This window comes from Streptomyces sp. NPDC001700 (assembly GCF_053596435.1).
The window spans coordinates 234255-257064 of record NZ_JBSFGE010000006.1; the positions used below are offsets into that span (position 1 = coordinate 234255).

The following is a 22810-nucleotide window of genomic DNA, read 5'->3' on the forward strand; positions in this document are numbered from 1 at the left end:
CGGCGGCAGGCGGCGCGGATTCAGCGACCGTAATTGCGGCCCGCCTCCTCTGGTTCAGCGGTAATCAATCACCGAGCCGGTAACAGTCGGCTCCTGCTCAATGTGGCACTGGCGGGCAGATCCTCGCCACGGCCGAAACAGGGCACCGCGAGGAGAGGATCGAGCGTTGGTCGTCCGTCATCCCGAAGAAACCATTGGGTTGCTCCCAGCACAGCTGCGCACCTGGAACGCGCAGGCCCGCGATCTGAACAATCCGATATTCAAGATCGCGGATTATCTCCGCATTGACGGACAGGTGGACCCGGACCTGATGCGGGCCGCCTACGAGCAGGTCACGGCCGAGGCCGACGCGCTGCGCCTGGCCATTGTCACCGCTGGCGGAGAGCACCGTCAGTGCCCGACGGCCGACCCGGAGCCGTTGCGCCGCGTCGACCTCACCTCCGAGCCCGACCCGGGCGCGGCCGCCGACGCCTGGATGCGGGCCGACCTCACCACGGCCGTCGACCCGCTGCGCCTGTGCGCCGCCGCCCTGCTGCGCACGGCCGCCGACAAGTACCTGTTCTACTGGCGGGTCCACCACGCCGTGCTCGACGGCTGGAGCCTGGCGCTGCTCTTCAACCGGCTCGCGCAGGTCTACACCGCACGGGCCGAAGGACGCGACGCGGACGCCGGACGGCTGCCGCCGCTGGGCCGGCTGGTCGACGCCGAGCGGGACTACCGGGACTCCCCACGCCTGCTCGCCGACCGCTCCTACTGGCTCGACAAGCTGGCCGACCGCCCCGAGCCCCCCATCCTGGGCGGGAAGCGCCCCAGCGGCACCCCGGTCGGGCACCGCCGCACAGCTGCGCTGGGGCACGACCTCGTGACCAGGATCCGGGCCGCCGCGGACCGGCTCGGAGTGTCCTGGTCCGATGTCGCCATCGGGACCACCGCGGCTTATGTGGCCCGGATGACCGGCGTCGAGGACGTCATCCTCGGCATGCCGTTCGCCGGCCGGCTCGGCCCCGACCTGCGCAAGGTGCCGGGCATGGTCACCAACGGCCTCCCTGTGCGCGTGCCGGCCGCCTCGGACACCCCGCTCGCCGACCACATGCGCCGGGTCTCCCGCGAGATACGGGCGGCGCTGCTGCACGGCCGCTACCCCACCGCCGAACTCTCCGCCGAACTCGGCCTGCCCGCCGCCGGACGGCCGCTGTGGGGGCCGATCGTCAACGTCATGACCTTCCCCTACCGGCTGGACTTCGCCGGCTCACCGGCCGCGGTGCACACGGCCAGCATCCCGTTCAGCCCCGATGTGAACATCTACTTCACCCAGACGTCCTCCGAAGGGGACATGGAACTGATGGTGGACGCCCACCCCGAGCTGCACAGCGCCCGCGACACCGAGGGCCACCGGGAGCGCCTGCTGTCCCTTCTGGACGCCGTCACCGCCGCCGACCCGAACCTGCCCCTCGGACAGCTTCCCCTGGTGGGCGCCGAGGAGCGGGAACGGCTGCTGGCATGGGGCACCGGGCCGGTCCGCGCCATCCCGGACACCACGGTCCATGGCCTGTTCGAGGCATGGGCGGCGCGCACCCCGGACGCACCCGCGCTGCGGTTCCCCGACCGGGCCGTCAGCTTCGCGGAACTCGACGCCCGCGCCGGGCGGCTGGCCGGGCTGCTGCGCGGCCGGGGCGCCGGTCCCGGGCGGCTGGTCGCGTTCGCCCTGTCCAGATCGGCCGACCGGTACGCCGTGCCGCTCGCCGTACTCAAGACCGGCGCGGCGTTCGTCCCGGTCGACCCCGCCTACCCGCTGCCGCGCATCGCCTACATGGTGGGCGACGCCCGGCCGACGACCGTGGTGCTGGACGCCTCCACCGCCCACCTCGCCACCGGTCTCGGCACCGACTGCGTCGTACTCGGCGACTCCGCCACGGAACGCGCGATCGACGCCCTGCCCGCGGACCTCCCGGCGGAGGAGCGGCCGACCGGCGCGGCCGGGGACCCGAACCCGCCCGCCTACGCCATCTACACCTCCGGCTCCACCGGCACTCCCAAGGGCGTCCTGGTCGGCCACCGAGGCGTGGTCAACCTGGTCGCCGCGTACGTCGACCTGCTGGATGCCGGTCCCGGCACCCTGACCGTGCACTCGGCCTCCCCGGGGTTCGACGCCTTCGTCGGGGAGATGACGCAGTCCCTCCTGAACGGCGGGACCCTCGTCGTACCGGGCTCCGAACGTCCGGCCCCGGGCCCCGAACTGGCCCGGGCGGTGGCCCGGCAACGCATCAACGACCTGGTACTGCCTCCGTCGGCGCTGGAGGTGATGGACCCGCGAGAGTGGCCGCCGGGCACCACGATCACCGTCGTGGGCGAGGCGTGCCCGCCCACCGTGGTGGAACGCTGGGCCGGGGTCTGCCGGCTGTTCAACGGCTACGGTCCCACCGAGGCCACCGTCTGCACCACGATGAGCGGCCAGCTCGCCCCGGGCGGGAAGACGGCTCCGCCCATCGGCACACCCCTGCGCAACGCCCGCGTCTACGTGCTGGACGAGGCGGGCGGGCTCGTCCCGGCCGGTGTGCCCGGGGAACTGCACATCGGCGGGGCCGGCGTGGCCCTGGGCTACCTCGGGCAGCAGGAGCTGACCGCTGCCCGCTTCCTCGACGACCCGTTCGCGCCGCCCGGCGGCCGCATGTACCGGACCGGTGACCTGGTGCGCTGGACCCCGGACGGGCAGCTGGTGTTTGTCGGGCGCACCGACGACCAGGTGCAGCTGCGCGGCTTCCGGATCGAACTGGGTGAGGTCGACGCGGCCTTGGCCCGCTGCCCCGGGGTCGTCCAGGCCGCCGCCGCGGTACGCGCCGACGACACGGGAGAGCGCCGTCTGGTGGGCTACGCCGTCCCCGCACCGGGCACGGCCGCCGACCCCGACACGCTCCGTCGGATTCTGGCGGCCGAACTGCCCGCACACCTGGTCCCGGGGATCGTCGCGGTCGTCGACGAACTTCCGCGCAACGCCCATGGCAAGCTCGACCGCGCCGCGCTGCCCGACCCGCGGCCGGTACCGGCCGCACACGGAGCCCTGCCGCGCACTCCGCTGGAGGAGGTCGTCGCCTCCCTGTTCGCCCAGATACTGGGCCTGCCCCTCGTGGGCATCCACGACGACTTCCTGACCCTGGGCGGGCATTCGCTGCTCGCCACCCGCCTCCTCGGGCGGATCCGCCGGACGCTGGGCGCCGAGCTGGCGGTGAGCGAGTTCTTCGCGGATCCCACGGTCTCGGGCGTGGCGGTGAAACTCGCGGCCGGACACCGGCTGCCGAGCACCGATCACCCCGGGCTGGTGCCGCTGCGTGCCGGTGGCACCGAAGCGCCCGTGCTGTGCGTCCCCCCGCCGGGAGAGGAGAGCTGGTCCGCGCTGCGGCTCGCCGGGCGTCTCCCCGCGTCCGTACCGCTGTACGGCCTGCACGCCGGGGCCGCCGAAGCGGAGACCGGGCAGGCCGCGGTCCGGCTCGCCGCCGCGATCCGCGCCGTACGGCCGGACGGGCCCTATCGGCTGCTCGGATGGGGCGCGGGCGCCGCGCTCGCCCTTACGGTCGCCCGCCAGGTGCAGGCCGACGGGGGGCAGGTCGACCTGCTCGCCGTGGCCGGTGCCGCCCCCACCGAGGGCACGCCCGCCGCACGATTCAAGGGAGACCTGGTCGTCTTCACCGCCTCCGGCACGGCTCCCGACGACACCGCGCGGCCATGGCGCGACCATGTGACCGGCCTCGTCGAGACCGGTCCGGGAGACGCGCAGGACCTCTTCCGGCCATCCGCGCTGCCCGCGGTGGCCGATGTGCTGACCCGCGGCCCCGTACGCCCGTAAGGCCGAGGAACCGCCGAGACCCGCTGAGATGTGAGGGAGTCATGCAACCGCAACCCCCAGGGAGTCGAACGCCGGCCGCGGACAGATCCCGGACCGGCGAGGAGGCGGAAACGCGGAAGCTGCTCAAGGAGCTGCGTACCGAGGTGCGCGGCCGGATCTTCACCGCCAAGCTGGCGCTCTGCCTGGCGCTGACCGCGGCCGGCGTCCTGCTGGCCGTGCAACCGGCGTGGTGGGCCCGGGCCATGGGCATCGTGCTGACCGGCTGCATGTTCGCCCACGCGGCGGAACTCCAGCACGAGACCCTGCACCACCTCGCCTACCGCAAGCCGCGGGTCAACCGGGTGGTGGGGGTCGCGCTCGGGCTGCCGATGCTCATCTCGTTCACCGCCTACCAGGTGACCCATCTGCGCCACCACCGTGACCTGGGTACGCCCCGGAACCGGGAGTTCTTCGACTACGGCAACCAGTACGGCACACCGGAACAGCGCTCCCGGCTGGGCGCGGCCGCCTCGTGGTGCGTCCGGTTCACCATGCTCCACCACTACGCGCAGTTCACCCGCGACGTGGCCCGGTCGCTGGTCGGCCGGAACATCGGCGGGGAGCGTCCCCACGCCTCGCGCCGCATCCGCCACGAACACCTGCTGACCTTCGCCGTCCTGCTCGCCCTGACCGCGGTGTCGGTCCTGTTGGGCCGGGGCGTCGTGGTGTGGGCATGGCTGCTTCCCCTGGTCCTGGTGGCGGCGCCGGTCCACGCCCTCGTCGAACTGCCCGAACACCACCGGTGCGAGACGCTGAACCGGTCGCCCTTCGCCAACACGAGGACCATCAGGTCGAACGTGCTGATGACCTGGTTCACCAACGGCAACAACTACCACGTCGAACACCACCTGATGCCCAACCTGCCGATCCGGCAACTACCCGAGCTGCATGCCGTCGTCCAGGACCGGCTGCGCCACTTCCACCCGAGCTACCGCGATTACTTCAGCAAGCTCATCCGCAGCAAGTGACCCGAGAACCTGGGGGTGCAGCATGGTAGGTCCGGAGTTCCGCATCGCACGCACACGACAGGAGCTGGCAGATGTGCTCCGCCTGCGCGACGCGGTGTACGTCCAGGACCAACAACGGTTGGCCGACGTCGGCGACACCGCCTCGTCCTTCGACCGCTTCGACACTCAGTCCCGCTACATCGTCGGTTACCAGGACGGTGCCGCAGTGGGAACGATCAAGGTGGTGCCGGACTCACCGGCCGGTCTGCCCTGCGACGGTGTCACCGACCTCGCGACCCTGCGAACGGGCAACCGGCTCGTGGAGTTCGGACACCTGATGACTCTGCCGGAGGCCCGGAGCACCGGCATCGGCATGGCGCTGATGCGCGAGGCGCTGGTGCACAGCGTGTGCACCTTCCGCGTGACGCACATCCTCGGGGACTTCTTCGTCGACGACGATGGCGGCGGCGGTCTGCGCGACTTCTACACCGGGATCGGCTTCCTGCCGCTCCACGGCCCGTACCAGGACGACCGGTTCCAGGACGCCCCGCTCAGCATGGTCGCCGTGCTCGACGTGCCCGAGGCCGCGCGGCGGTCGGCCACCGAGGAAGGACGGACCGGTCAGCTGCTGCGGTTCTTCTTCCACGACTACCCCTTTGCGAAGGAGACCGCGCTTGCGAACGCGTCGTCAGCGACTCGCTGAAGCCAAGGCGGCACACAACCACCCGGCGTACGCCCGGATGGCGTTCGTCATGGGGTGCGGGGTCCAGGGCCGGGGCACGGGAAGCGCCGTATCGGACGAGGACGGGCGGTCCTACCTGGCCCTGTTCGACCAATATGGCAACCAGTCCTTCGGCTACTCGCACCCCCGTATCACCGCCGCCGTACGGGAACAGCTCGACTCCGGCATCCTCAACAGCACGAAGATCATGTTCGAGGAGGTCCAGATCCGGCTGTCACAGCAGCTGGCCGAACTGACCGACCGACGGCTGCCGTACTCCTACCTGGCCAACAGCGGCGGAGAGACGATCGACAACGCGCTCAAGCTCGCCCGCGCCGCCACCGGACGGCCCGGTTTCCTCAGCGCCACGGGCTGTTTCCACGGCAAGACGTTCGCCACCCTGAGCGCGGCCGGCCGCCCCGAACACCGCCAGTCGCTGGGGCCGTTCATCGACCACTTCCGGCAGGTGCCCTTCGGTGACGCCGAGGCGCTCGCCGAGGCGCTGGACGACACCGTGGCCGCGGTCCTGCTGGAGCCCGTACAGGCGGAGGCGGGAGTGATCGTGCCACCGCCCGACTATCTGCGCGAGGTCCGCGCGCTGTGCGACCGCAACGGCTCCCTGCTGATCCTGGACGAGATGCAGACGGCCTTCGGCCGGTGCGGCACCTTCTTCGCCCACGAGCAGTTCGGCGTCACCCCCGATCTGCTCTGCATCGGCAAGGCGTTCGGCGGTGGCGTACTGCCCATCTCCGCGGTGCTCGGCACGCCCGAGGTGTGGGAGGTGCTGCGCACCCTGCCTTCCACCTTCGGTTCGAGTCTGGGCGGCAACCCGCTGTCCTGCCGGGTGGGTTCCGAGGCGATCGCGATCGCCGGGGACGAGCGGTTCCTGGCTGACGTGGCCGTCAAGGGAGCGACCCTGACCGAGCGCCTCACGGCCGCCGCGTCCCGGCACCACCGGCTGATCGGGGCACACCGGGGTGTGGGCATGATGCACGGCCTGGAGTTCCGCGACGATTCCCTGGCGGGGCTGGTGCTCAGCCGACTGCTGGAGGAGGGCGTGACGTCCACGTACTCCCTGTACAACCCCCGGGTGGTGCGCGTACAGCCGCCCATGGTCATTTCCCCGGCGGACCTCGATCGCGGGCTGGACATCCTGGAAGACGTCCTGGCGCAAGCCGATCAGCAGGCCGCGGTCCCGGGGTCCCGCCCCACGGACGCCCCGTCCGCCGGTAACCGGATCGACCGCACCGTGCGGCTGCCGCACCGCGCCGCGGACCTCCTGGCCCGCATCCACCGCACGCCTCACCTGCTGGACCCGTTCGCCATGCACGCCACGGACCCGCACCCGCAGGCCGGGGAGTTCGCCGGACGGCTCGGCGACGACCTGGTGGTGTGGCCGGACCGCTGCGAACAACGCGGCGACGGCATGGTGCTGCGCGCCGAACCGGGCTGGCTGTGGACATCGCTGGAGCGAGCCGTCCACGTGAGGCCCGCAGAGCCGGACGGCTGCGAGGTGCGGGTGTCCATCTCCTGGGACACCGGAAGCGGCGCGTACGAGGAGATGCTCGGTGGCCGGATCGGCTTCTTCGCCGCGCAGCGGCTGACCCAACTACTCAACGCAGTACAGACGGAGGAGGTGACCGCGTGAGCGTCAAGCTGGCCGAACTCGGCAACCGCTATGCGGACGAGGACACGGCACGCGTCGTGGAGATCGATGTCTCCGGCGGCCGGAAGGAGATGACCCACCGGCAGCTGCACGAGCTGGTCCGGGCCCGGGCCGACCAGCTCGCCGCGGCCGGTGTGGGCGAGGGCCACGTCATCGGCCTGCGGGCGCGGAACAGCATCGACTGGGTGTCCTGGGACCTGGCGGCACTCATGGTCGGGGCGGTGATCAAGGCGTTCCCGGACGCCCAGGAACTGCCGGACGCCGGGGAGTTCCTCGCCCACCACGGCCTGGCCCTGCTCATCACCGACGACCCGCCGCCCGGCGTGCCGGCGGTCATCGCGCCGGACGGCACTCCGGGCCCCGCCGTGGTGCCGGACTCGGCGACCCGGGTGGTGGGCGAGGACCTGCACAGCCTCGTCTACTCCTCCGGCACCACCGGCCGGCTCAAGGGCCTCCAGATCAGCGCCAAGGGGACCGAGTACGTCATCGCCCTCTTCATCGAGCACTTCAAGGTGACCAGCGCCGACCGGCACCTGATCTTCCTGCCGCTTTCCAACTACCAGCAGCGGCTGTCGGTGTACTGCTGCCTGTGGCTCGGCGCGGACCTGGTCCTCGCGCCGTACCAGCGCGTCTTCAACGCGGTACGTGACACCCGGCCCACCTTCCTGATCGGGCCGCCGGTCTTCTACGAGACGCTGCTCCAGCTGTACCGGAAGACCGGCGGCGGTTCGCTGCCGGACTTCCTCGGCGGTGCGGTCCGGTTCCTGATCACGGGCATGGCCCCGATACGCCGGGCGACTCTGGACGCGTACTGGGCCGAAGGGGTGTCACTGCTCGAGGCGTACGGTCTGACCGAGACCGGCATGGTCGCCTGGAACACCCCCGACGCGCACCGGAACGGCACGGTCGGCCGGCTCATCGATCCCTCGGCGGTGATCTTCCGGCCCGACGGGGAGCTGGTCATCGACCGGCCCGCCCCGCTCAGCAGCGGCTACTTCGACCACGACGACCAGGCGGCCGACGTGTTCCTCCCCGACGGCGGCATCACCACGGGCGACTACGGAGACCTCGACGAGGACGGCTTCCTCACCCTGGCGGGGCGCAAGAAGGACGTCATCGCCCTGGGCAGCGGGCGCAAGGTCCACCCGGCGCGGATCGAGAGTGCCTTCACCGGTATCGAGGGCGTCGCCGAATTCGTGGTCGTACCCACCCCGCAGTCCGGCAGGCTGGGCGCGATCGTGACCCCGACGGCGCCCGACGACGCCGCTCTGACGAAGCGCATCCGCGAGGCGGTGGACGCGGTCAACCGGGGGCTGGAGGCGAGTGAACGCGTGATGTCCCTGGTGTTCTCCGCCAGCCCGCTCGGCTCCGACCAGCGCTTCCTGACGGCGAACCTGAAGCTCAGCAGGATCCGTGCGGCGGAGTACTTCGCGGAGGCGGTCGGCCACGGTGGATGAGGCGGAGGCGACGGTACCGCAGGGCTCAGCAGCGGCGCCGCGGATCATCGACGCCCAGGTGAATCTGGCCAGTGAACTGGCCGTGCCGCGGGCCTTCATCGAGTACCAGGCCGCCAACGCGTACCACCGGCTGTCCGCCTACGGCCACACCGTCACCTTGGGCCGCATCACCGACCAGGTGGCGTCCCTGTACCAGGACGACGAGGCTGACCAGCTGGTGGCCGAGATGGACACCGCCGGGGTGGACCAGGCGTTCCTGATCGCGCCGGACTTCTCGTACGCCGCGACGTGCGCGCTCTCGCCGCCCGAGCTGGCCGAACTGCACCACCGGATCGTCCGCCGCCATCCGGGCCGGTTCGTGGTCTTCTGGGGCGTCGATCCGCGGGCCGGACAGGACGGCCTGGACCTGTTCGAGCGGTGTGTGACGGAGTACGGATTCGCCGGGATGAAGCTGTACCCGCCGTGCGGGTACTCGCCGAGCGACCGGCGGCTCTACCCGTACTTCGAGGTGTGCGCACACCACGGCCTGCCGGTCCTGAGCCACACCGGGCCCGGCTGGGGCCCGCTGGACTTCACCTGGGCGGAGCCGCTGCTGCTGGACACGGCGGCGCGCGACTTCCCCGGCGTCGACTTCATCCTGGGACACGGCGGGGTCACCCATGTCGACGAGGCGGCCTATCTGTGCGCGCACCGTCCCAACGTGTACCTGGACATCAGCCAGTTCCACTCGGTGCTCAGCGCGGACGGCTGGCAGAACCACCTCAACCGACTGTTCCGGAGCGGCATCGCCCACAAGATCCTCTTCGGCACCTGCTGGCCCTCGTACCGGCAGAGCCGGTCGCTGGCGTCGCTGGTGAAGGAGTTCGACCGGCAGGGGGGCGTCTTCGACGGCGTCAAACGGTCGGAACAGCGGTTGATCATGAGCGGCAACAGTCTCCGCCTGCTGAACCGCGGGCGGCCCCAAGGAGGCGCTGACCGATGACCGACACCGATGTCCAGACGCTGGAGCAGGACCTGATCGCCTGGGTGGCGCGGTGGAACGAGGACGAGGCGGATGTCGACGTCACCGCGGAGACGGAACTGAGCCACTCGGGCCTGCTGGACTCGATGGCTCTGGTGGGCCTCGTGTCCTATCTGGAGGACCGCACGGACAGCGCTTTCGACTTCGGCAGCTTCGACCCGGAGCACGGGGTCACCATCCGCACCCTCGTCACCCACTGCATGCCGTGATCGTCTACGACGGCCACTGCCATGTGGCGTCCACCGAGCTGATCCCCCACGGATTCACCCACGACGTGGCCGGGAACGTGACGGCCCGGCTGACGGCGATGGGCCTGCCCGCGGAGACCGACCGCATCGCCGCGCGGTACGCACAGGAAATGGGCGACCACCTCGCCGACCGGCTGATCGTGGAGATGGACGCGGCCGGGGTGGGCCGGTCCGTCCTGCTGTACCCGGACTTCGGGCTGACGATCGACGGCGCTCCCGCGCCCCCCGAGATGGCCGCGCGCCACCGCGAGATCATCAGGCGCCACCCGGGACGGTTCTGGGGGTTCCTGGGCGTGGACCCGCGGCGCGGAGAGGACGGGGTGGCGGAGTTCTCCCAGGCGCTGGACGCCGGGGGGATCGACGGCATCAAGCTCTATCCGCCCTGCGGCTACTCGCCGTCCGACCGGCGGCTCTACCCCTACTACGAGATCTGCGCTGCCCGCCGGATGCCGGTGTTCGTGCACACCGGTCCCAGCGCCCGGCGGCTGGACAACCGGTCGGCCCGCCCGGTCCTGGTGGACTGCGCGGCCCGGGACTTCCCCACGGTGCCGTTCATCCTCGGGCACGCCGGGCTGACACACGTCGGCTCGGCGGCCGAACTCGCCGCGGCCCGGTTCAACGTCTACCTGGACATCGGCGGGTTCGGGAGCACCCCGACGCTGCCCGACTGGAAGACGCACCTGAACCGGCTGTTCCGGCTCGGCGTCAACCACAAGATCGTGTTCGGTACGGACTGGCCGCTGGGCCGCCGGGCGGGCGGGCTGAAGCGGCTCGTCCGGGAGGTGGTCGACGGGCCGGTCGTGCTGGCCGGCGTGGGGCGGCGCGAGGCGGCGATGCTGCTCCACGAGAACCTGCTACGGGTTCTCCCGCCGCACAGCCGCCCCTGACCGGCCTCAGGCCGCGACCAGCGGGCTGTCGTCCTGCAAGGTGGTGAGAAATCCGCAGAGGAAATCCTCGAAGTGGCTGAAGGAATCGGCGCGGAAAAGCACCGGCTGGAACTGCTGGATCAGGTATTTCTGACTGGCCATGGCCACAACGTCTAGCGGCCGGATGTCGGCCTGGTGATACTTCTCCAGTTCCCCGCAGGAGGACAGAAGACTGGCGCCGCAGACCTTGGTAACACCATCCTCCAGCACCAGCCCGTATTCGAAGGTGAACCAGAACACGCGCGATATAAGACTGATCGCCTCGCGGGTTTCCAGGCGGCGCACGGTTTCACCGAAGAGCTGGTAGAGATCCGCCAGCCGCTGGTTCGCCAGATGGGTTCCATGACCGACGACTTCATGGATCATGTCGGGTTCGGGAGAGAAACGGGGAAAGGACGAGTGGCGTATGTACTGGGTTGCCTGGAACCTGCGGTCCGCCAGCGAACCGTAGAAGTCCTCCTGTTCGACCAGCCCCGCTGCCGGGCTGAAGGTGAAGCCGGTCAGCCGCCGCACGGCGGCGGACACCTCGCCGAGCTGCGGCAACCGGTCACTCGGAAACGGCAGCAGATTGCGCCCGATGAGGAACTGCCGACAGGCGTGCTGCCGGTGTTTCCTCTGCAGCTCCGCGCTGACCACCCGCCAGGTCTCGTCATCGGCCGGTGTGTACGATATTTCGGGTACCGGCTCGCCGAGCCGGTACCCCAGCGCCGCGTCGGCGATCCGGGCGCGATGCTTCTGGTATTCCTCGTCGCGGTACCCGGGATGGTCCGCGGAGAAAATGACGGAGACCCGTCCCTGATCATTGGTGACCACCGGGGCATACACGGTCGCTTCCTTGAACATCAGCCACTCCTTCGCCGCGTACGGCGGCCATATGCCTGGGGCGCCGAAACGCAGCCTGCAGGGCATGTCCGTAACTCGGGAAATCGTAACCATCCGGTCGGCACGTGTCATCCTCTAGAAATAGAGGTACGGCCCGGAACCTGCGGAGACCGATCGACCGCACAATACGTCGAGTTGATTTGGAGGGAAGCAATGGAGGGGCGTTTTCCCGTATGGGCTGCCGGCCCGCCCGGCATCGACCTGGCCGACCCGGGGCTGTACACCGGGACCGCGCATCTGGAGATGTGGCGCGAAGCCCGCGCCCGGCACCCCGTCGCCTGGACGGAGTCCCCGCTGGCGGGCGGCTTCTGGTCGGTGACCACGCATCGGGAGTGCGAGGAGGTGCTGGGCCGTCCGGACACGTTCATCTCCGAGCAGGGGATGCGGCTGGGCAGCAACCCGGCGGGGGTGCGGGCGGCCGCGGGCCGCATGCTGGTGGTCTCGGACGGGGCGGCGCAGGCGCGGTTGCGGGCGGCGCACCAGGTCTGGCTGGGCAGCCGGTCGGTCATGTCGCAGGGCGTAGTCCTCAGGGAGCGCGTCGCCGCACGCCTGGACGAACTCCTGGAACGCGGCGCCGCGTTCGACGCCGTGGGGGAACTCACCGCGCGGGTGCCGCAGTGGGTGCTCCTGGACATGCTCGGCGTGCCGCGGCAGGACTGGGACTCCCTGACCGTCACGATGGCCGAGGCGTTCGACCACACCGATCCGGGCCCGGAGGCCGAAGCTGCCAGGACGGCGGCCCACGCCCGGGTCTTCGCCTACTTCGACGAACTGCTCGACATGCGCCGCGAGCAGCCCGGCGACGACATCGTCTCGGCCCTGGCCCATGCGAACCCGGGCGGCACGCCACTGACGGACGAGGAAATCCTGCTCAACTGCGACGGCCTGATGAACGGCGGACTCGAAACCGTTCCGCACGCCCTGGCCGGTGCTCTGCTGCTCTTCGCCCGGCAGCCCGGGCTGTGGGAGAGGCTGAGGAGCGAGCCGCGGCTCATCGGAACCACCGTCGAGGAGATCGTGCGCTGGACGTCGCCCGCCCTGCACGCCATGCGCACCGCGGTCCGGGAGGCCTCCATCGGCGACGTCACGGTCCGGTCCGGGGACCGGGTGGTGCTGTGGTATCCGTCGGCCAACCTCGACGAGCGGGTGTTCCCCGACCCGGACACCTTCCTGCCGGACCGGCGGCCCAACCCGCACATCGCCTTCGGGGTCGGGGCGCACTACTGCGTCGGGGCGGCGCTGGCCAGGCTCGAACTGCGCTGCCTGCTGGAGGTGATGGCCGAACGGGTCGCCACGGTGGAACTCGCCGGGGAGCCCGTCCGGCGTGCCTCGAACTTCCTCCAGGGCTTCGACCGGCTCGAGGTGGTCATGAAACCGCACTGACCGCGTCCGGCCCGGCGGCAGTGGCCCGGCGCACGCGGACACCGATGACGGGGAGCACGGAAGAGGGGAAGCACACATGGGATGGTCCGCACTCGCGCTCCGCGTCGTGGTGGCCGGGACGCCGGGGGGCTCCGCCCCCGCCGTGGAGGTGGTGTGCGAGGAGGAGATGACGTTCGGCGCCGGCCTCGCGAACACCCCGGTGGACATCCCGCTCGACGACGAGAGCGGCGAGCCGGTGGCGGGTCGCATCCGTCGTGTGGACCGCTTCTGGCTGATCACCAACCTGAGCCGGAGCCGCACCTATGTGGTGGAGAATGAGGAAGGCAGCGGGGAATACGTCTGCGTGCCGCCCGGGCGGGCGGACATGCCAGTCCCCTTCACCCGCTCCCGGATCACCCTGCCCTCACCGACCGGGCTGGTGTACCTGTCCGTCACCGCACCCGACCCCGCCTACCTCGCCTCGCCGGAACCGTCGGCCCGCCCGGCACACCGCCCGGACGAGCCGACGTCTGCCTTCGGCCTCGATGAGCACGCGAAGTACTTCATGGTGCTGGTGGCGCTGTGCGAGCCGCGGTTGCGCGACTCATCGAGCCCCGCCATCCCGAGCACGCCCGAGATCGTCAGACGCCTCCAGCACCACGGCCTGTGCGCGGGCATCACCGAGGCCGCCGTCAACTACCACATCAGCTACCTCGCCCGGCGCAAGCTCCGCGTGCGCGGCGACACCAGGTCAGCGCGGGATGCCGGGGCCAGGATCAACTGGCAGCGCGCCGCCGTGGTCTCCACCGCCCTGAGGTTCCGGCTGGTGCGGGAGGAACACCTGGGGCTGTTCGCCACGGCTGACGCCGACGACGAGACCGGGGCGGAGCGGCGCCCGCCGCGGCGTCACCAGGCGTACGCCTCGGGAGCCGCACCTCCGGGGCCGGGGAACATCTCGTCCAAGTCGGCGAGTTGAGCGCTGTCGAAGCTCAGCTTCAGCGCCGCGAGCGCCCCGTCGAACTGTTCCAGGGTGCGCGGCCCGACCACGGGAGCGGTGACACCCGGCTGGTGCAGCAGCCACGCCAGGGCCACGGCGGCGGGGGCCGCGCCGATCTTCCCGCACCACTGCTCGTACGCGGCCAGCCGCTCACCCTCTGCCTCCAGCAGCCGCCTGGCCTTCGGCACGGCCGTCCTCTTGCCGCCGTCCGCGCGGGCCGCCGCTCCGGCGAGGAGCCCGCCGTTCAACGGGCTGTACGGCAGCAGCCCCATGCCATAGTCACGGCAGGCCGGCAGCACCTCGAGCTCGACCGTACGCTGCATCAGGTTGTACACCGACTGTTCGGTGACCAGCCTCAGCAGGCCCCGCCGCTCGGCACGTTCCTGGGTGCGCGCCAGATGCCATCCGGCGAAGTTGGAGGAGCCGACGTACAGCACCTTCCCCTGGGTCACGAGCAGTTCCAGGGCCTGCCACGTCTCCTCCCAGGGGGTGACGCGGTCGATGTGATGCATCTGGAGCAGGTCGATGCGGTCGGTTCGCAGGCGGCGCAGCGAGTCCTCGCAGGCTCTGCGTATGTGCAGCGCCGTCAGGCGCGCGGAGTTGCGGTCCCGGCCCATGGGACCGAAGGCCTTGGTCGCCAGAACGATCCGGTCCCGCCGCGAGGAGTCCTGGGCGAGCCACTCACCGATGATCCGCTCGGTGACCCCCTCCCCCAGCCGCCCGCCATAGATATCGGCCGTGTCGAACAGATTGACCCCCCGGTCGAGGGCCTTGTCCATGATGGCGTGGGCCTCCTGGTCGGAGGTGTGCTGGCCGAAGTTCATGGTACCCAGGGCGAGTTGCCCCACCTGAACGCCGGAGCGTCCTAACTGTCGGTACTTCACCTGAGCGTCCGCCTTCCGATGCGCCGATTCGGAATCCGCCAGGTGACCCTACTGACGCGATGACGTCGTGTGCCAGAGCGCGGGTACGTGACCCGGCTGGATCCTGGAAGGCTTCGCAGGTCAGTGGTCGGCTGTGAGTTCGCCGCTGAGTTTGCCGTGGAGGTGGGCGCTGGGGTCGTTCAGGCCGGTGATCTCGACGGTCTTGCCGCGCTGGGCGTACTTGGCCTCGATCGCGTCGAGGGCGGCGACGGAGGAGGCGTCCCAGACGTGGGCGGCGGACAGGTCGATGACGACCTTCTTCGGGTCGGTGGCGTAGTCGAACTGGCCGACGAGGTCGTTGGAGGAGGCGAAGAACAGCTCGCCGGTGACCCGGTAGACGACGGTCGTGTGGTCGGGGTCGGTGACGGCGGTGACCTCGGCGAGGTGGGCGACGCGCTTGGCGAAGACGACCATGGCGGTGATCGAGCCGACGACGACACCGATGGCCAGGTTGTGGGTGGCCACGATGACCGCGACGGTGATCACCATGACGGCGATCTCCCCGGCGGGCATCCGCCCCAGGGTCTTGGGGGCGATGGAGTGCCAGTCGAAGGTCGTGAACGACACCATGACCATGACAGCGACCAGGGCGGCCATGGGGATGTCGGAGACGACCGGCCCGAAGACGATGCACAGCACCATCAGGAACGCGCCCGCCAGGAACGTCGACAAGCGGGTGCGGGCCCCGGAGACCTTTACGTTGATCATCGTCTGGCCGATCATGGCGCAGCCGCCCATACCGCCGAAGAAGCCGGTGACGATGTTGGCGATGCCCTGGCCGATGGATTCGCGGGTCTTGTCGGAGTGGGTGTCGGTGATGTCGTCGACCAGCTTGGCCGTCATCAGCGACTCCATCAGACCGACCAGGGCCATGGCCATGGCGTAGGGCGCGATGGTGGTCAGGGTGTCCAGGGTGAAGGGCACGTCGGGCAGTCCGGGGACCGGCAGGGAGGACGGCAGGTCGCCCTTGTCGCCGACGGTGGGCACCGCGATCCCGGCCGCGACCGTGATGGCGGTGAGGATCACGATCGACACCAGCGGGGCCGGGATCACGGTGGTGACCTTCGGGAAGAACACCATGAGCACCAGGCCACCGATGAGCAGCGGGTAGACGGCCCAGGGCACGTCCGTCATCTCGGGGACCTGGGCCATGAAGACCAGGATGGCGAGGGCGTTGACGAAGCCGACCATGACCGAGCGGGGGATGAACCGCATCAGCTTCGCCACGCCCAGCGCGCCGAGCGCGATCTGGACGACACCGGCGAGGATCACCGTGGCGATCAGATAGCCCAGGCCGTGCTCACGGTTCATCGGCGCGATCACCAGTGCCACGGCACCGGTCGCGGCGGAGATCATCGCCCGGCGCCCGCCGACGAGCGAGATGGTGACGGCCATGGTGAAGGCGGCGAACAGGCCGATGGCCGGGTCGACCCCGGCGATGATCGAGAACGAGATCGCCTCGGGGATCAGCGCGAGCCCGACCACCAGACCCGCCAGGACCTCGGTACGCCAGACCTTCGGATCGGTCAGCCAATCGGGCTTCAGGCCGCGCAGGCGGGCGGCCGGGGACATAGCGGAACCAGACAAAGGGAGTAGGAACCTCAAGCTCGGGCGCGCGCCTTCAGCAAGGCCGGGGCGTGCGGACACAGTGCGGGGGAAACGTGGCGCGATGGTCCGGCGGGCTCACATCCGGGTACGAGACGTCACGGCGAGCAGGCCGCGGCGGCGGGCGTCATGGGCTCGCGCACGCGGTTCTCCTGCAAGAATCGGATCTTCGCCGGGGGCGCCATCGGCCCCGACACGGCAAACTCTACCCTAACGTTAGAGTAGAGATCGGGAGGGGGTCGCGACCGGATGCGGCCTACCGGAGAGCGAAGGGCCAGAGGATCACGGGCGTGGACGGCAAGCACATGCAGATCGGTGAAGTCGCCGCGCGGACCGAGTTGTCCCTGCGCACCATCCGGCACTACGAGGAGACCGGCCTCGTCGTCCCCTCCGCCCGCTCCCAGGGCGGCTTCCGCCTCTACACCGAGGCCGACGTCGCCCGCCTCATGGTCATCCGCCGCATGAAGCCACTCGGCTTCACCCTGGACCAGATGCGCGACCTGCTGGAGGCCACCGACCGCCTCGACTCCGGTGCGCAGTTGCCGCCCGGCGAGCGGGAGGGTCTGCTGGAGCGGGTGAACGGTTTCCACGAGGCCGCGCAGCAGCGGGTGGCGGACCTGCGGACCCAGCTGGCGCGGGCGGAGGAATTCGCTGCCACGCTGAGCGAGCGCCTCACCTCGGCGCGGGATTCCCGGTGACGGCGGTGTCGATGACGCTGTCCAGCAGGGAGCGGGAGCGCTGAAGGTCCTCGATCATGCGGTCGATGCGGGCCCGCTCTACCAGCAGCTCGCTCACCAGGAACTCGTCGGCCGTCTCGGCCGGGCCACCGTCGCTGTCGCGCATACAGGGCAGCAGCTTGGCGATCTTCGAGCTGCACAGACCGGCCGCGTAGAGTTCCTGGATCCGCCGCACCCGGGCCACTGCCAGCTCGGCATACTCCCGATGCCCGCCGGGCGTCCGTTCGGCGGACAGCAGGCCCTCCTGCTCGTAGTAGCGCAGCGAGCGCTCGCTCACACCCGTACGCCGGGCCAGCTCACCGATTCGCATGACGCAGCTCACATCATTTCCGCTTGATTCTTACATCAGTGTCAACTTCTACGGTAGCCACATGACGGACGCAACGACGACCTCCCCCCTCCTGGCCCCCGCCCTCCTCGGCTCCCATGAGCTGGCGAACCGCCTGGTCATCGCCCCCATGACCCGCAACCGCGCCGAGAGCGACGGCACTCCCACCCCGCTGATGGCCGAGTACTACGCCCAGCGCGCCACCGCCGGAGCGATCATCGCTGAAGCCTCCACCCCCAACGCGGTCGGTCAGACCTACCCGAACATCACTGCCCTGCACACCGACGCTCACACCGCCGGATGGCGCCAGGTCACCAAGGCCGTCCAGGCCGCGGGCGGCGGCCCGATGTTCCTGCAGATCCAGCACGGCGGACGGGTCGGCCACCCCGACAACAGCGGCCTGACTCCCCTCGCTCCCTCGCCGATCCGGCTGCCCGACCCCATCTACACCCCGACCGGCTTCCAAGAAGCAGGCACCCCGCGCGAGATGACGTCCGACGATATCCGGCAGACCATCGCCGACTTCGCGGCCACCGCCCGCCGCGCCGTCGACGCGGGCTTCACCGGCGTCGAGGTCCACAGCGCCAACGGCTACCTGCTCCACCAGTTCCTCGCGCCCAACACCAACCAGCGCACCGACGCGTACGGCGGCACCATCGAGAACCGCATCCGCTTCACCACGGAGGTCGTCGACGCCGTCATCGACGCGATCGGCGCGGAGCGCACCGGCCTGCGGATCTCGCCCGGCACCACCGTCAACGGCATCACGGACACCGACGCCGACGACCTCTACCCCGCACTCGTCGAGGCCAACGCGGACAAGGGGCTGGCCTACCTGCACCTCGCCTTCACCGACCCCGCGCAGCCGCTCTTCGCCCGCCTGCGGGAGATCTGGACCGGCACGCTGATCGCAAACCCGCTCCTGCCCGCCGACCAGATCCCCGCCGACGGCGGACGCGCAGCCGCCGAACGCCTCCTGGACGCGGGAGCCGACCTCATCGCGCTGGGCCGTCCGTTCCTCGCCAACCCCGACCTTGTCCAGCGGATCCGCACCGGCGCCCCGATCAACGCCGTACGCGCCAAGTACGCGATGTACACCGGCGGACCCACCGGCTACACCGACTACCCCGCCCTGCACACCCACAACTGACCCGCACGGCAGCCCAGGCAGCTGACCTCGCACCTGGGCCATGCCCCACTTCAGACGCGGATGACGATCTTTCCGCGCGTGCGTCCGCGCTCGGCCTGCGCGTGGGCGTCGGCGATTCCCTCCAGGGGGTAGGTCTGTTCGATACGGGGTGTGTAGCGGCCTTGCCGCCCCAGCTCCGCGGCCGCGGACAGGAGGGTGGAGTCGTTCTCCGCGTTGACCACATGCGTGCCCAGGCGCTGCCCGCCCGCGTGGTCGGCGACCGTCGCGACGCGCGTCGGGTCGCCCGTGATCGCGACGAGGTCGTCCAGCGAGCCGGAGGCCGCGGTGTCGAGCGCGATGTCGACGCCGTGCGGAGCGAGAGCGGTGAGGCGCTGTGCGAGGCCAGGGCCGTAGGTGGTGGGTACGGCGCCGAGAGAGGTGAGAAACTCATGGTTGCGTTCGCTGGCTGTCCCGATAACGGTGGCACCTTGTGCCACAGCGATCTCGACCGCCGCACTGCCCACGCCTCCGGCGGCGCCCTCGACGAGAAGGGTGCGCCCCTCGAGGGAGCCGAGCGCGTTCAGTCCACGCATCGCGGTCACGGACGCGAGACCGGCGCCCGCAGCCTGCTCATCGTTCCACGTGGCGGGGGTGTGGGCCCAGGCCGAGAGGATGACCAGCTCTGCCGTCGCGCCCGTGACGCCGCCCAGCCCGAAGACGCGGTCGCCGACGCTCACCCCCTGCACTCCGTCACCGATTTCGTCGACCACGCCGGCGGCGTCGCGCCCGGGGATGGCGGGCAGCTCCAGGGGAAGCAGCTGGTGCAGGGCGCCGGTGCGCAGCTTCCAGTCGATGGGATTGACGCTGGCCGCCGCGGTGCGGACACGGATCTCACCAGCTCCGGGGTGGGGGTCGGGGGCCTGCTCGATCACCAGGCTCTCCGCTCCGCCGTATGCGTGGAAGCGGGCTGCGCGCATAATGTCCTACCTCACCTTTTTGGCCGAAATGACGTTCATTCGATGCCCGTTACTCTAGAACCTGACGTCAACGTGAGGGGTAAATCGGCAAGCCGGGACTCCTGCGGCCGCCGTCACCGAGGCCGATCGGCCCCGCTCCATGCGGCCAGATCACACAACTCCGGCCCCCACACTCCGTCCGGGGTCGTCGCCTTGGTGAGAAAGGGGCAACTGCCGGTGTAGCCTCAGCACCAGCTGTCATGGTTCCGAAGTACTGGTCGCCCGTGAGCGTGCTCACGGGCGACCTTTCTGTTCAGAGTCTCTGAGGACCAGGGCGATCACCTCCGGCTCCCGCACGGTGCGGGAACCGACTTCCAGTCCCCTTGGAGGGCAAAATGGCCAGCGGAACCGTCAAGTGGTTCAACTCGGAAAAGGGCTTCGGCTTCATCGAGCAGGACGGCGGCGGCCCCGACGTCTTCGCTCACTACTCGAACATCGCCAGCTCCGGCTTCCGTGAGCTCCAGGAAGGCCAGAAGGTGAACTTCGACGTCACCCAGGGCCAGAAGGGCCCCCAGGCCGAGAACATCACCCCGGCCTGACCCTGCACTATACGGCGCCCGCCCAGCGAGCTTCGCTGGGCGGGCGCCGTATAATGCGTTGCCGCACCGTTGCACCAGTTGGCATGCTCGCGGCCGTGACCACGGCACACGAATCCACCGATGCCACCATCGTCATAGCCGTCAGTGTCCGCGACCTACTGCCTCGCGACCTGCCAGCATGCACCTGGTCGGGCTCAGCCACCCACCTGCGCCAAGTGGAGCGCGCGTTGGAGCGCGCCGCGGCCGGGGAGGTGGAATACCTGGCTGTATACACCCCTGTGGATCTGCCGGTGGCGATCGGCGGCATCGACTACCAGGCTTCCGAGGAAGCCGGAACCTTGTGGCAGCTCGCCGTCCTCCCGGCACTCCAGTCCCGCGGCCTGGGAACGCTGCTGATCCAAACCGCCGAGCAAAGGATGAGGAACCGCGGCAGGCGCAGGGCCGAACTCGCCGTCGAGGAGAACAACCCTCGGGCACGCGCCCTGTACGAACGTCTGGGCTACGCCGCCTACGCCCGCAAGCCCGATGCCTGGGACGAGGAAGGGCCTGACGGGGCGATCCGCCGCCACGAGACGATGTGCGTTCTTATGCGAAAGGGCCTTTGAGCGACGGTCACAGGTTGACCATGTGGCCCGCGAGGCCGTGTACGGCCTCCTTTACCGCTTCGCCGAGGGTGGGGTGGGCGTGGATGTTGCGGGCCAGTTCGTGGACCGTCAGGTCCCATTGCTGTGCGAGGGTGAGTTCCGGCAGCAGTTCGGTGACCTCGGGGCCGATGAGGTGGCCGCCGAGGAGTTCACCGTGGCGGTCGTCGCTGATGAGCTTCACGAAGCCGCCGGGGTCGCCCAGGCCGTGGGCCTTGCCGTTGGCGGTGAACGGGAAGGTGGCCACCTTGACGTCGAAGCCGCGTTCGCGGGCCTGGGCCTCGGTCCAGCCGAAGCTGGCGATCTGGGGCTGGCAGAAGGTGGCGCGCGGAATCATCACGTAGTCGAGTTCCATGGTCTCCGCGCCGCCGATGGTCTCCGCCGCGACGATGCCCATCGCCTCGGCGGCGTGGGCGAGCATCAGCTTGGCGGTCACGTCGCCGACCGCGAAGATGTGCGGCACGCTCGTGCGGCACCGGCCGTCGACGTCGATGGCGCCCCGGTCGGTCAGCCGGACCCCGGCGCGCTCCAGCCCGTAGCTCTCCACCCGTGGCCGGAAGCCGATCGCCTGCAGCACCTTCCCGGCCTGGAGGGTCTGGCGCTGGCCGCCCGTGGTGACCATGACCTTGACTGCGGCGCCCGAGTCGTTGATCGCCTCGACGCGGGTGGAGGTGAGGATGTTGATGCCGAGCCTGCGGTAGCGGCGGGTCAGCTCGACGGAGACGTCCTCGTCCTCCAGGGGCACGATCCGGTCCAGGAACTCCACGAGCGTCACCTGCACCCCGTAGCTGTGCATGATGTACGCGAACTCGACGCCGATGGCGCCCGCGCCCGCGATCAGGACGCTGCCGGGCAGGTCCGGGGCGAGGATCTGCTCCTCGTAGGTGACCACCCGCTCGCTGAGCGAGGTGCCGGGCAGCAGATTGGCGGTGGCTCCGGCCGCGATGACGCAGTGGTCGAACGAGACGGCCTCCACCCGGCCGTCGGCGAGCGCGACCCGCAGTGTGTGGGGGTCGGTGAAGGTGCCCCGCCCGTCGTACTGCGTGATCTTGTTCTTCTTCATCAGGTAGTGGATGCCTTTGACCCGGCCGTCCGCCACCTTGCGGCTGCGGTCGTACGCGGCCTGATAGTCGAGGCTCAGCTCGCCGTTCACCTGAATGCCGAAGGTGCTGGCCTCGTGGGTGAGCAGATGGGCCAGCTCGGCGTTGCGCAGCAGGGCCTTGGACGGGATGCATCCGACGTTCAGGCAGACGCCACCCCAGAACCGCTCCTCGACGACGGCCGTGCGCAGGCCCAGCTGCGCGGCGCGGATCGCCGCCACATAGCCGCCCGACCCCGCCCCCAGGACCACGACGTCAAAATGTGCGCTCATGCGTCGCACCTTAGACATTAGAGTCGGGGTATGGCTTCAGACGAGGGGTCCGTTCGGGTCGACAGCTGGATCTGGTCGGTGCGGCTCACCAAGACGCGGTCGCTCGCCGCGTCGGCCGCCCGGGCCGGGCACGTCCGCGTCAACGGCGAGCGCGTCAAGCCCGCCCAGGCGGTGCGGCAGGGTGACGAGGTGCGGCTGCGCCACGCGGGGCGGGACCGGGTCGTGGTGGTGTCGCGGATCGTGCGCAAGCGGGTCGGGGCGGCCGTGGCGGTCGAGTGCTACGTGGACAACAGCCCGCCCCCGCCGCCGAAGGAGCAGGCCGTGCCCGTCGCGCTGCGCGACCGTGGCGCGGGCCGCCCGACCAAGCGGGACCGGCGGGAGATGGAGCGGCTGCGGGGGGTGTGACCCCCGGG

Annotated in this window: 21 protein-coding genes; 15 read left to right on the top strand and 6 right to left on the bottom strand. The window is 70.3% G+C overall.

The annotated features are described in order from the left end of the window. Positions 1–199 precede the first annotated feature (199 nt). The 8 genes from ACWC5C_RS14530 to ACWC5C_RS14565 all read left to right on the top strand — a co-directional run bounded on the left by ACWC5C_RS14530 (position 200) and on the right by ACWC5C_RS14565 (position 10827). Complete coding sequence (locus tag ACWC5C_RS14530) at positions 200–3841, top strand: amino acid adenylation domain-containing protein (protein ID WP_450875729.1); 3642 nt, start codon at positions 200–202, stop codon at positions 3839–3841. Between the two features lie 143 nt (positions 3842–3984). Continuing rightward, the gene (locus tag ACWC5C_RS14535) at positions 3985–4848 is read left to right on the top strand and encodes a fatty acid desaturase family protein (RefSeq protein ID WP_450875730.1); all 864 of its coding nucleotides are present in this window, start codon (positions 3985–3987) and stop codon (positions 4846–4848) included. A 73-nt stretch (positions 4849–4921) separates the two neighbouring features. Beyond that, positions 4922–5530, top strand: coding sequence for a GNAT family N-acetyltransferase (locus tag ACWC5C_RS14540; RefSeq protein WP_450875731.1), 609 nt, complete (start codon positions 4922–4924; stop codon positions 5528–5530). After that, complete coding sequence (locus tag ACWC5C_RS14545; protein ID WP_450875732.1) at positions 5502–7196, top strand: aspartate aminotransferase family protein; 1695 nt, start codon at positions 5502–5504, stop codon at positions 7194–7196. The genes ACWC5C_RS14540 and ACWC5C_RS14545 overlap by 29 nt, the downstream gene beginning before the upstream one ends. After that, positions 7193–8671, top strand: coding sequence for an AMP-binding protein (locus ACWC5C_RS14550; protein WP_450875733.1), 1479 nt, complete (start codon positions 7193–7195; stop codon positions 8669–8671). Before ACWC5C_RS14545 ends, ACWC5C_RS14550 begins: the two co-directional genes overlap by 4 nt. Next, the gene (locus ACWC5C_RS14555) at positions 8664–9653 is read left to right on the top strand and encodes an amidohydrolase family protein (RefSeq protein WP_450875734.1); all 990 of its coding nucleotides are present in this window, start codon (positions 8664–8666) and stop codon (positions 9651–9653) included. Before ACWC5C_RS14550 ends, ACWC5C_RS14555 begins: the two co-directional genes overlap by 8 nt. After that, positions 9650–9901 carry a hypothetical protein gene (locus ACWC5C_RS14560; protein WP_385442897.1) on the top strand — a complete coding sequence of 84 codons (252 nt, stop codon included), beginning with the start codon at positions 9650–9652 and terminating at the stop codon, positions 9899–9901. The genes ACWC5C_RS14555 and ACWC5C_RS14560 overlap by 4 nt, the downstream gene beginning before the upstream one ends. Then, positions 9898–10827: an amidohydrolase family protein gene (locus ACWC5C_RS14565; protein ID WP_385442900.1), complete on the top strand. Its 930-nt coding sequence runs from the start codon at positions 9898–9900 to the stop codon at positions 10825–10827. Before ACWC5C_RS14560 ends, ACWC5C_RS14565 begins: the two co-directional genes overlap by 4 nt. A 6-nt stretch (positions 10828–10833) precedes the next feature. On the opposite strand, the gene ACWC5C_RS14570 is transcribed toward ACWC5C_RS14565, so the two are convergent. Further along, positions 10834–11709 carry a phenylalanine 4-monooxygenase gene (locus ACWC5C_RS14570; RefSeq protein ID WP_450875735.1) on the bottom strand — a complete coding sequence of 292 codons (876 nt, stop codon included), beginning with the start codon at positions 11707–11709 and terminating at the stop codon, positions 10834–10836. Positions 11710–11901: 192 nt separating this feature from the next. Here ACWC5C_RS14570 and ACWC5C_RS14575 point away from each other — a divergent pair, with 192 nt between their 5' ends. Both ACWC5C_RS14575 and ACWC5C_RS14580 read left to right on the top strand, forming a co-directional pair. Next, the gene (locus ACWC5C_RS14575) at positions 11902–13131 is read left to right on the top strand and encodes a cytochrome P450 (protein ID WP_450875736.1); all 1230 of its coding nucleotides are present in this window, start codon (positions 11902–11904) and stop codon (positions 13129–13131) included. Between the two features lie 76 nt (positions 13132–13207). Next, positions 13208–14086 (top strand): serine/threonine protein kinase, encoded by an 879-nt coding sequence (locus ACWC5C_RS14580; protein WP_450875737.1) that lies wholly within the window; start codon positions 13208–13210, stop codon positions 14084–14086. Here the strand turns inward: ACWC5C_RS14580 and ACWC5C_RS14585 are convergent. Further along, positions 14017–14931 carry an aldo/keto reductase gene (locus ACWC5C_RS14585; RefSeq protein WP_450875738.1) on the bottom strand — a complete coding sequence of 305 codons (915 nt, stop codon included), beginning with the start codon at positions 14929–14931 and terminating at the stop codon, positions 14017–14019. The two genes, ACWC5C_RS14580 and ACWC5C_RS14585, sit on opposite strands and share 70 nt — an antisense overlap. A gap of 180 nt (positions 14932–15111) precedes the next feature. Continuing rightward, positions 15112–16602 (bottom strand): SulP family inorganic anion transporter, encoded by a 1491-nt coding sequence (locus tag ACWC5C_RS14590; RefSeq protein ID WP_450875739.1) that lies wholly within the window; start codon positions 16600–16602, stop codon positions 15112–15114. Positions 16603–16940: 338 nt separating this feature from the next. On the opposite strand from ACWC5C_RS14590, the gene ACWC5C_RS14595 reads away from it, so the two are divergent. After that, entirely contained in the window at positions 16941–17333 is a 393-nt protein-coding gene (locus ACWC5C_RS14595) for a MerR family transcriptional regulator (RefSeq protein WP_450875880.1), read from the top strand. Here ACWC5C_RS14595 and ACWC5C_RS14600 read toward each other — a convergent pair. Beyond that, positions 17308–17682, bottom strand: a complete 375-nt coding sequence (locus ACWC5C_RS14600; protein ID WP_450875740.1) for a MerR family transcriptional regulator — start codon at positions 17680–17682, stop codon at positions 17308–17310. The genes ACWC5C_RS14595 and ACWC5C_RS14600 overlap by 26 nt on opposite strands. Before the next feature lie 61 nt (positions 17683–17743). Here ACWC5C_RS14600 and ACWC5C_RS14605 point away from each other — a divergent pair, with 61 nt between their 5' ends. Continuing rightward, on the top strand, positions 17744–18850 hold the full coding sequence (locus ACWC5C_RS14605; RefSeq protein ID WP_450875741.1) for an alkene reductase: 1107 nt from the start codon (positions 17744–17746) through the stop codon (positions 18848–18850). 50 nt (positions 18851–18900) lie between these two features. Here ACWC5C_RS14605 and ACWC5C_RS14610 read toward each other — a convergent pair whose 3' ends face one another. Beyond that, the gene (locus tag ACWC5C_RS14610) at positions 18901–19806 is read right to left on the bottom strand and encodes an NADP-dependent oxidoreductase (RefSeq protein ID WP_450875742.1); all 906 of its coding nucleotides are present in this window, start codon (positions 19804–19806) and stop codon (positions 18901–18903) included. A 374-nt stretch (positions 19807–20180) separates the two neighbouring features. Between ACWC5C_RS14610 and ACWC5C_RS14615 the strand changes: the two genes are divergently transcribed. Together ACWC5C_RS14615 and ACWC5C_RS14620 are read left to right on the top strand one after the other, a co-directional pair. Continuing rightward, positions 20181–20384: a cold-shock protein gene (locus ACWC5C_RS14615; protein WP_010982331.1), complete on the top strand. Its 204-nt coding sequence runs from the start codon at positions 20181–20183 to the stop codon at positions 20382–20384. A gap of 83 nt (positions 20385–20467) precedes the next feature. Then, positions 20468–20989, top strand: coding sequence for a GNAT family N-acetyltransferase (locus ACWC5C_RS14620; protein WP_450875743.1), 522 nt, complete (start codon positions 20468–20470; stop codon positions 20987–20989). 7 nt (positions 20990–20996) lie between these two features. On the opposite strand, the gene lpdA is transcribed toward ACWC5C_RS14620, so the two are convergent. Beyond that, a complete protein-coding gene (gene lpdA / locus ACWC5C_RS14625) occupies positions 20997–22397 on the bottom strand; it encodes a dihydrolipoyl dehydrogenase (RefSeq protein WP_450875744.1) in 1401 nt (466 codons plus the stop codon). A gap of 30 nt (positions 22398–22427) precedes the next feature. Here lpdA and ACWC5C_RS14630 point away from each other — a divergent pair, with 30 nt between their 5' ends. Then, on the top strand, positions 22428–22802 hold the full coding sequence (locus ACWC5C_RS14630; protein WP_450875745.1) for an RNA-binding S4 domain-containing protein: 375 nt from the start codon (positions 22428–22430) through the stop codon (positions 22800–22802). Positions 22803–22810 lie beyond the last annotated feature (8 nt).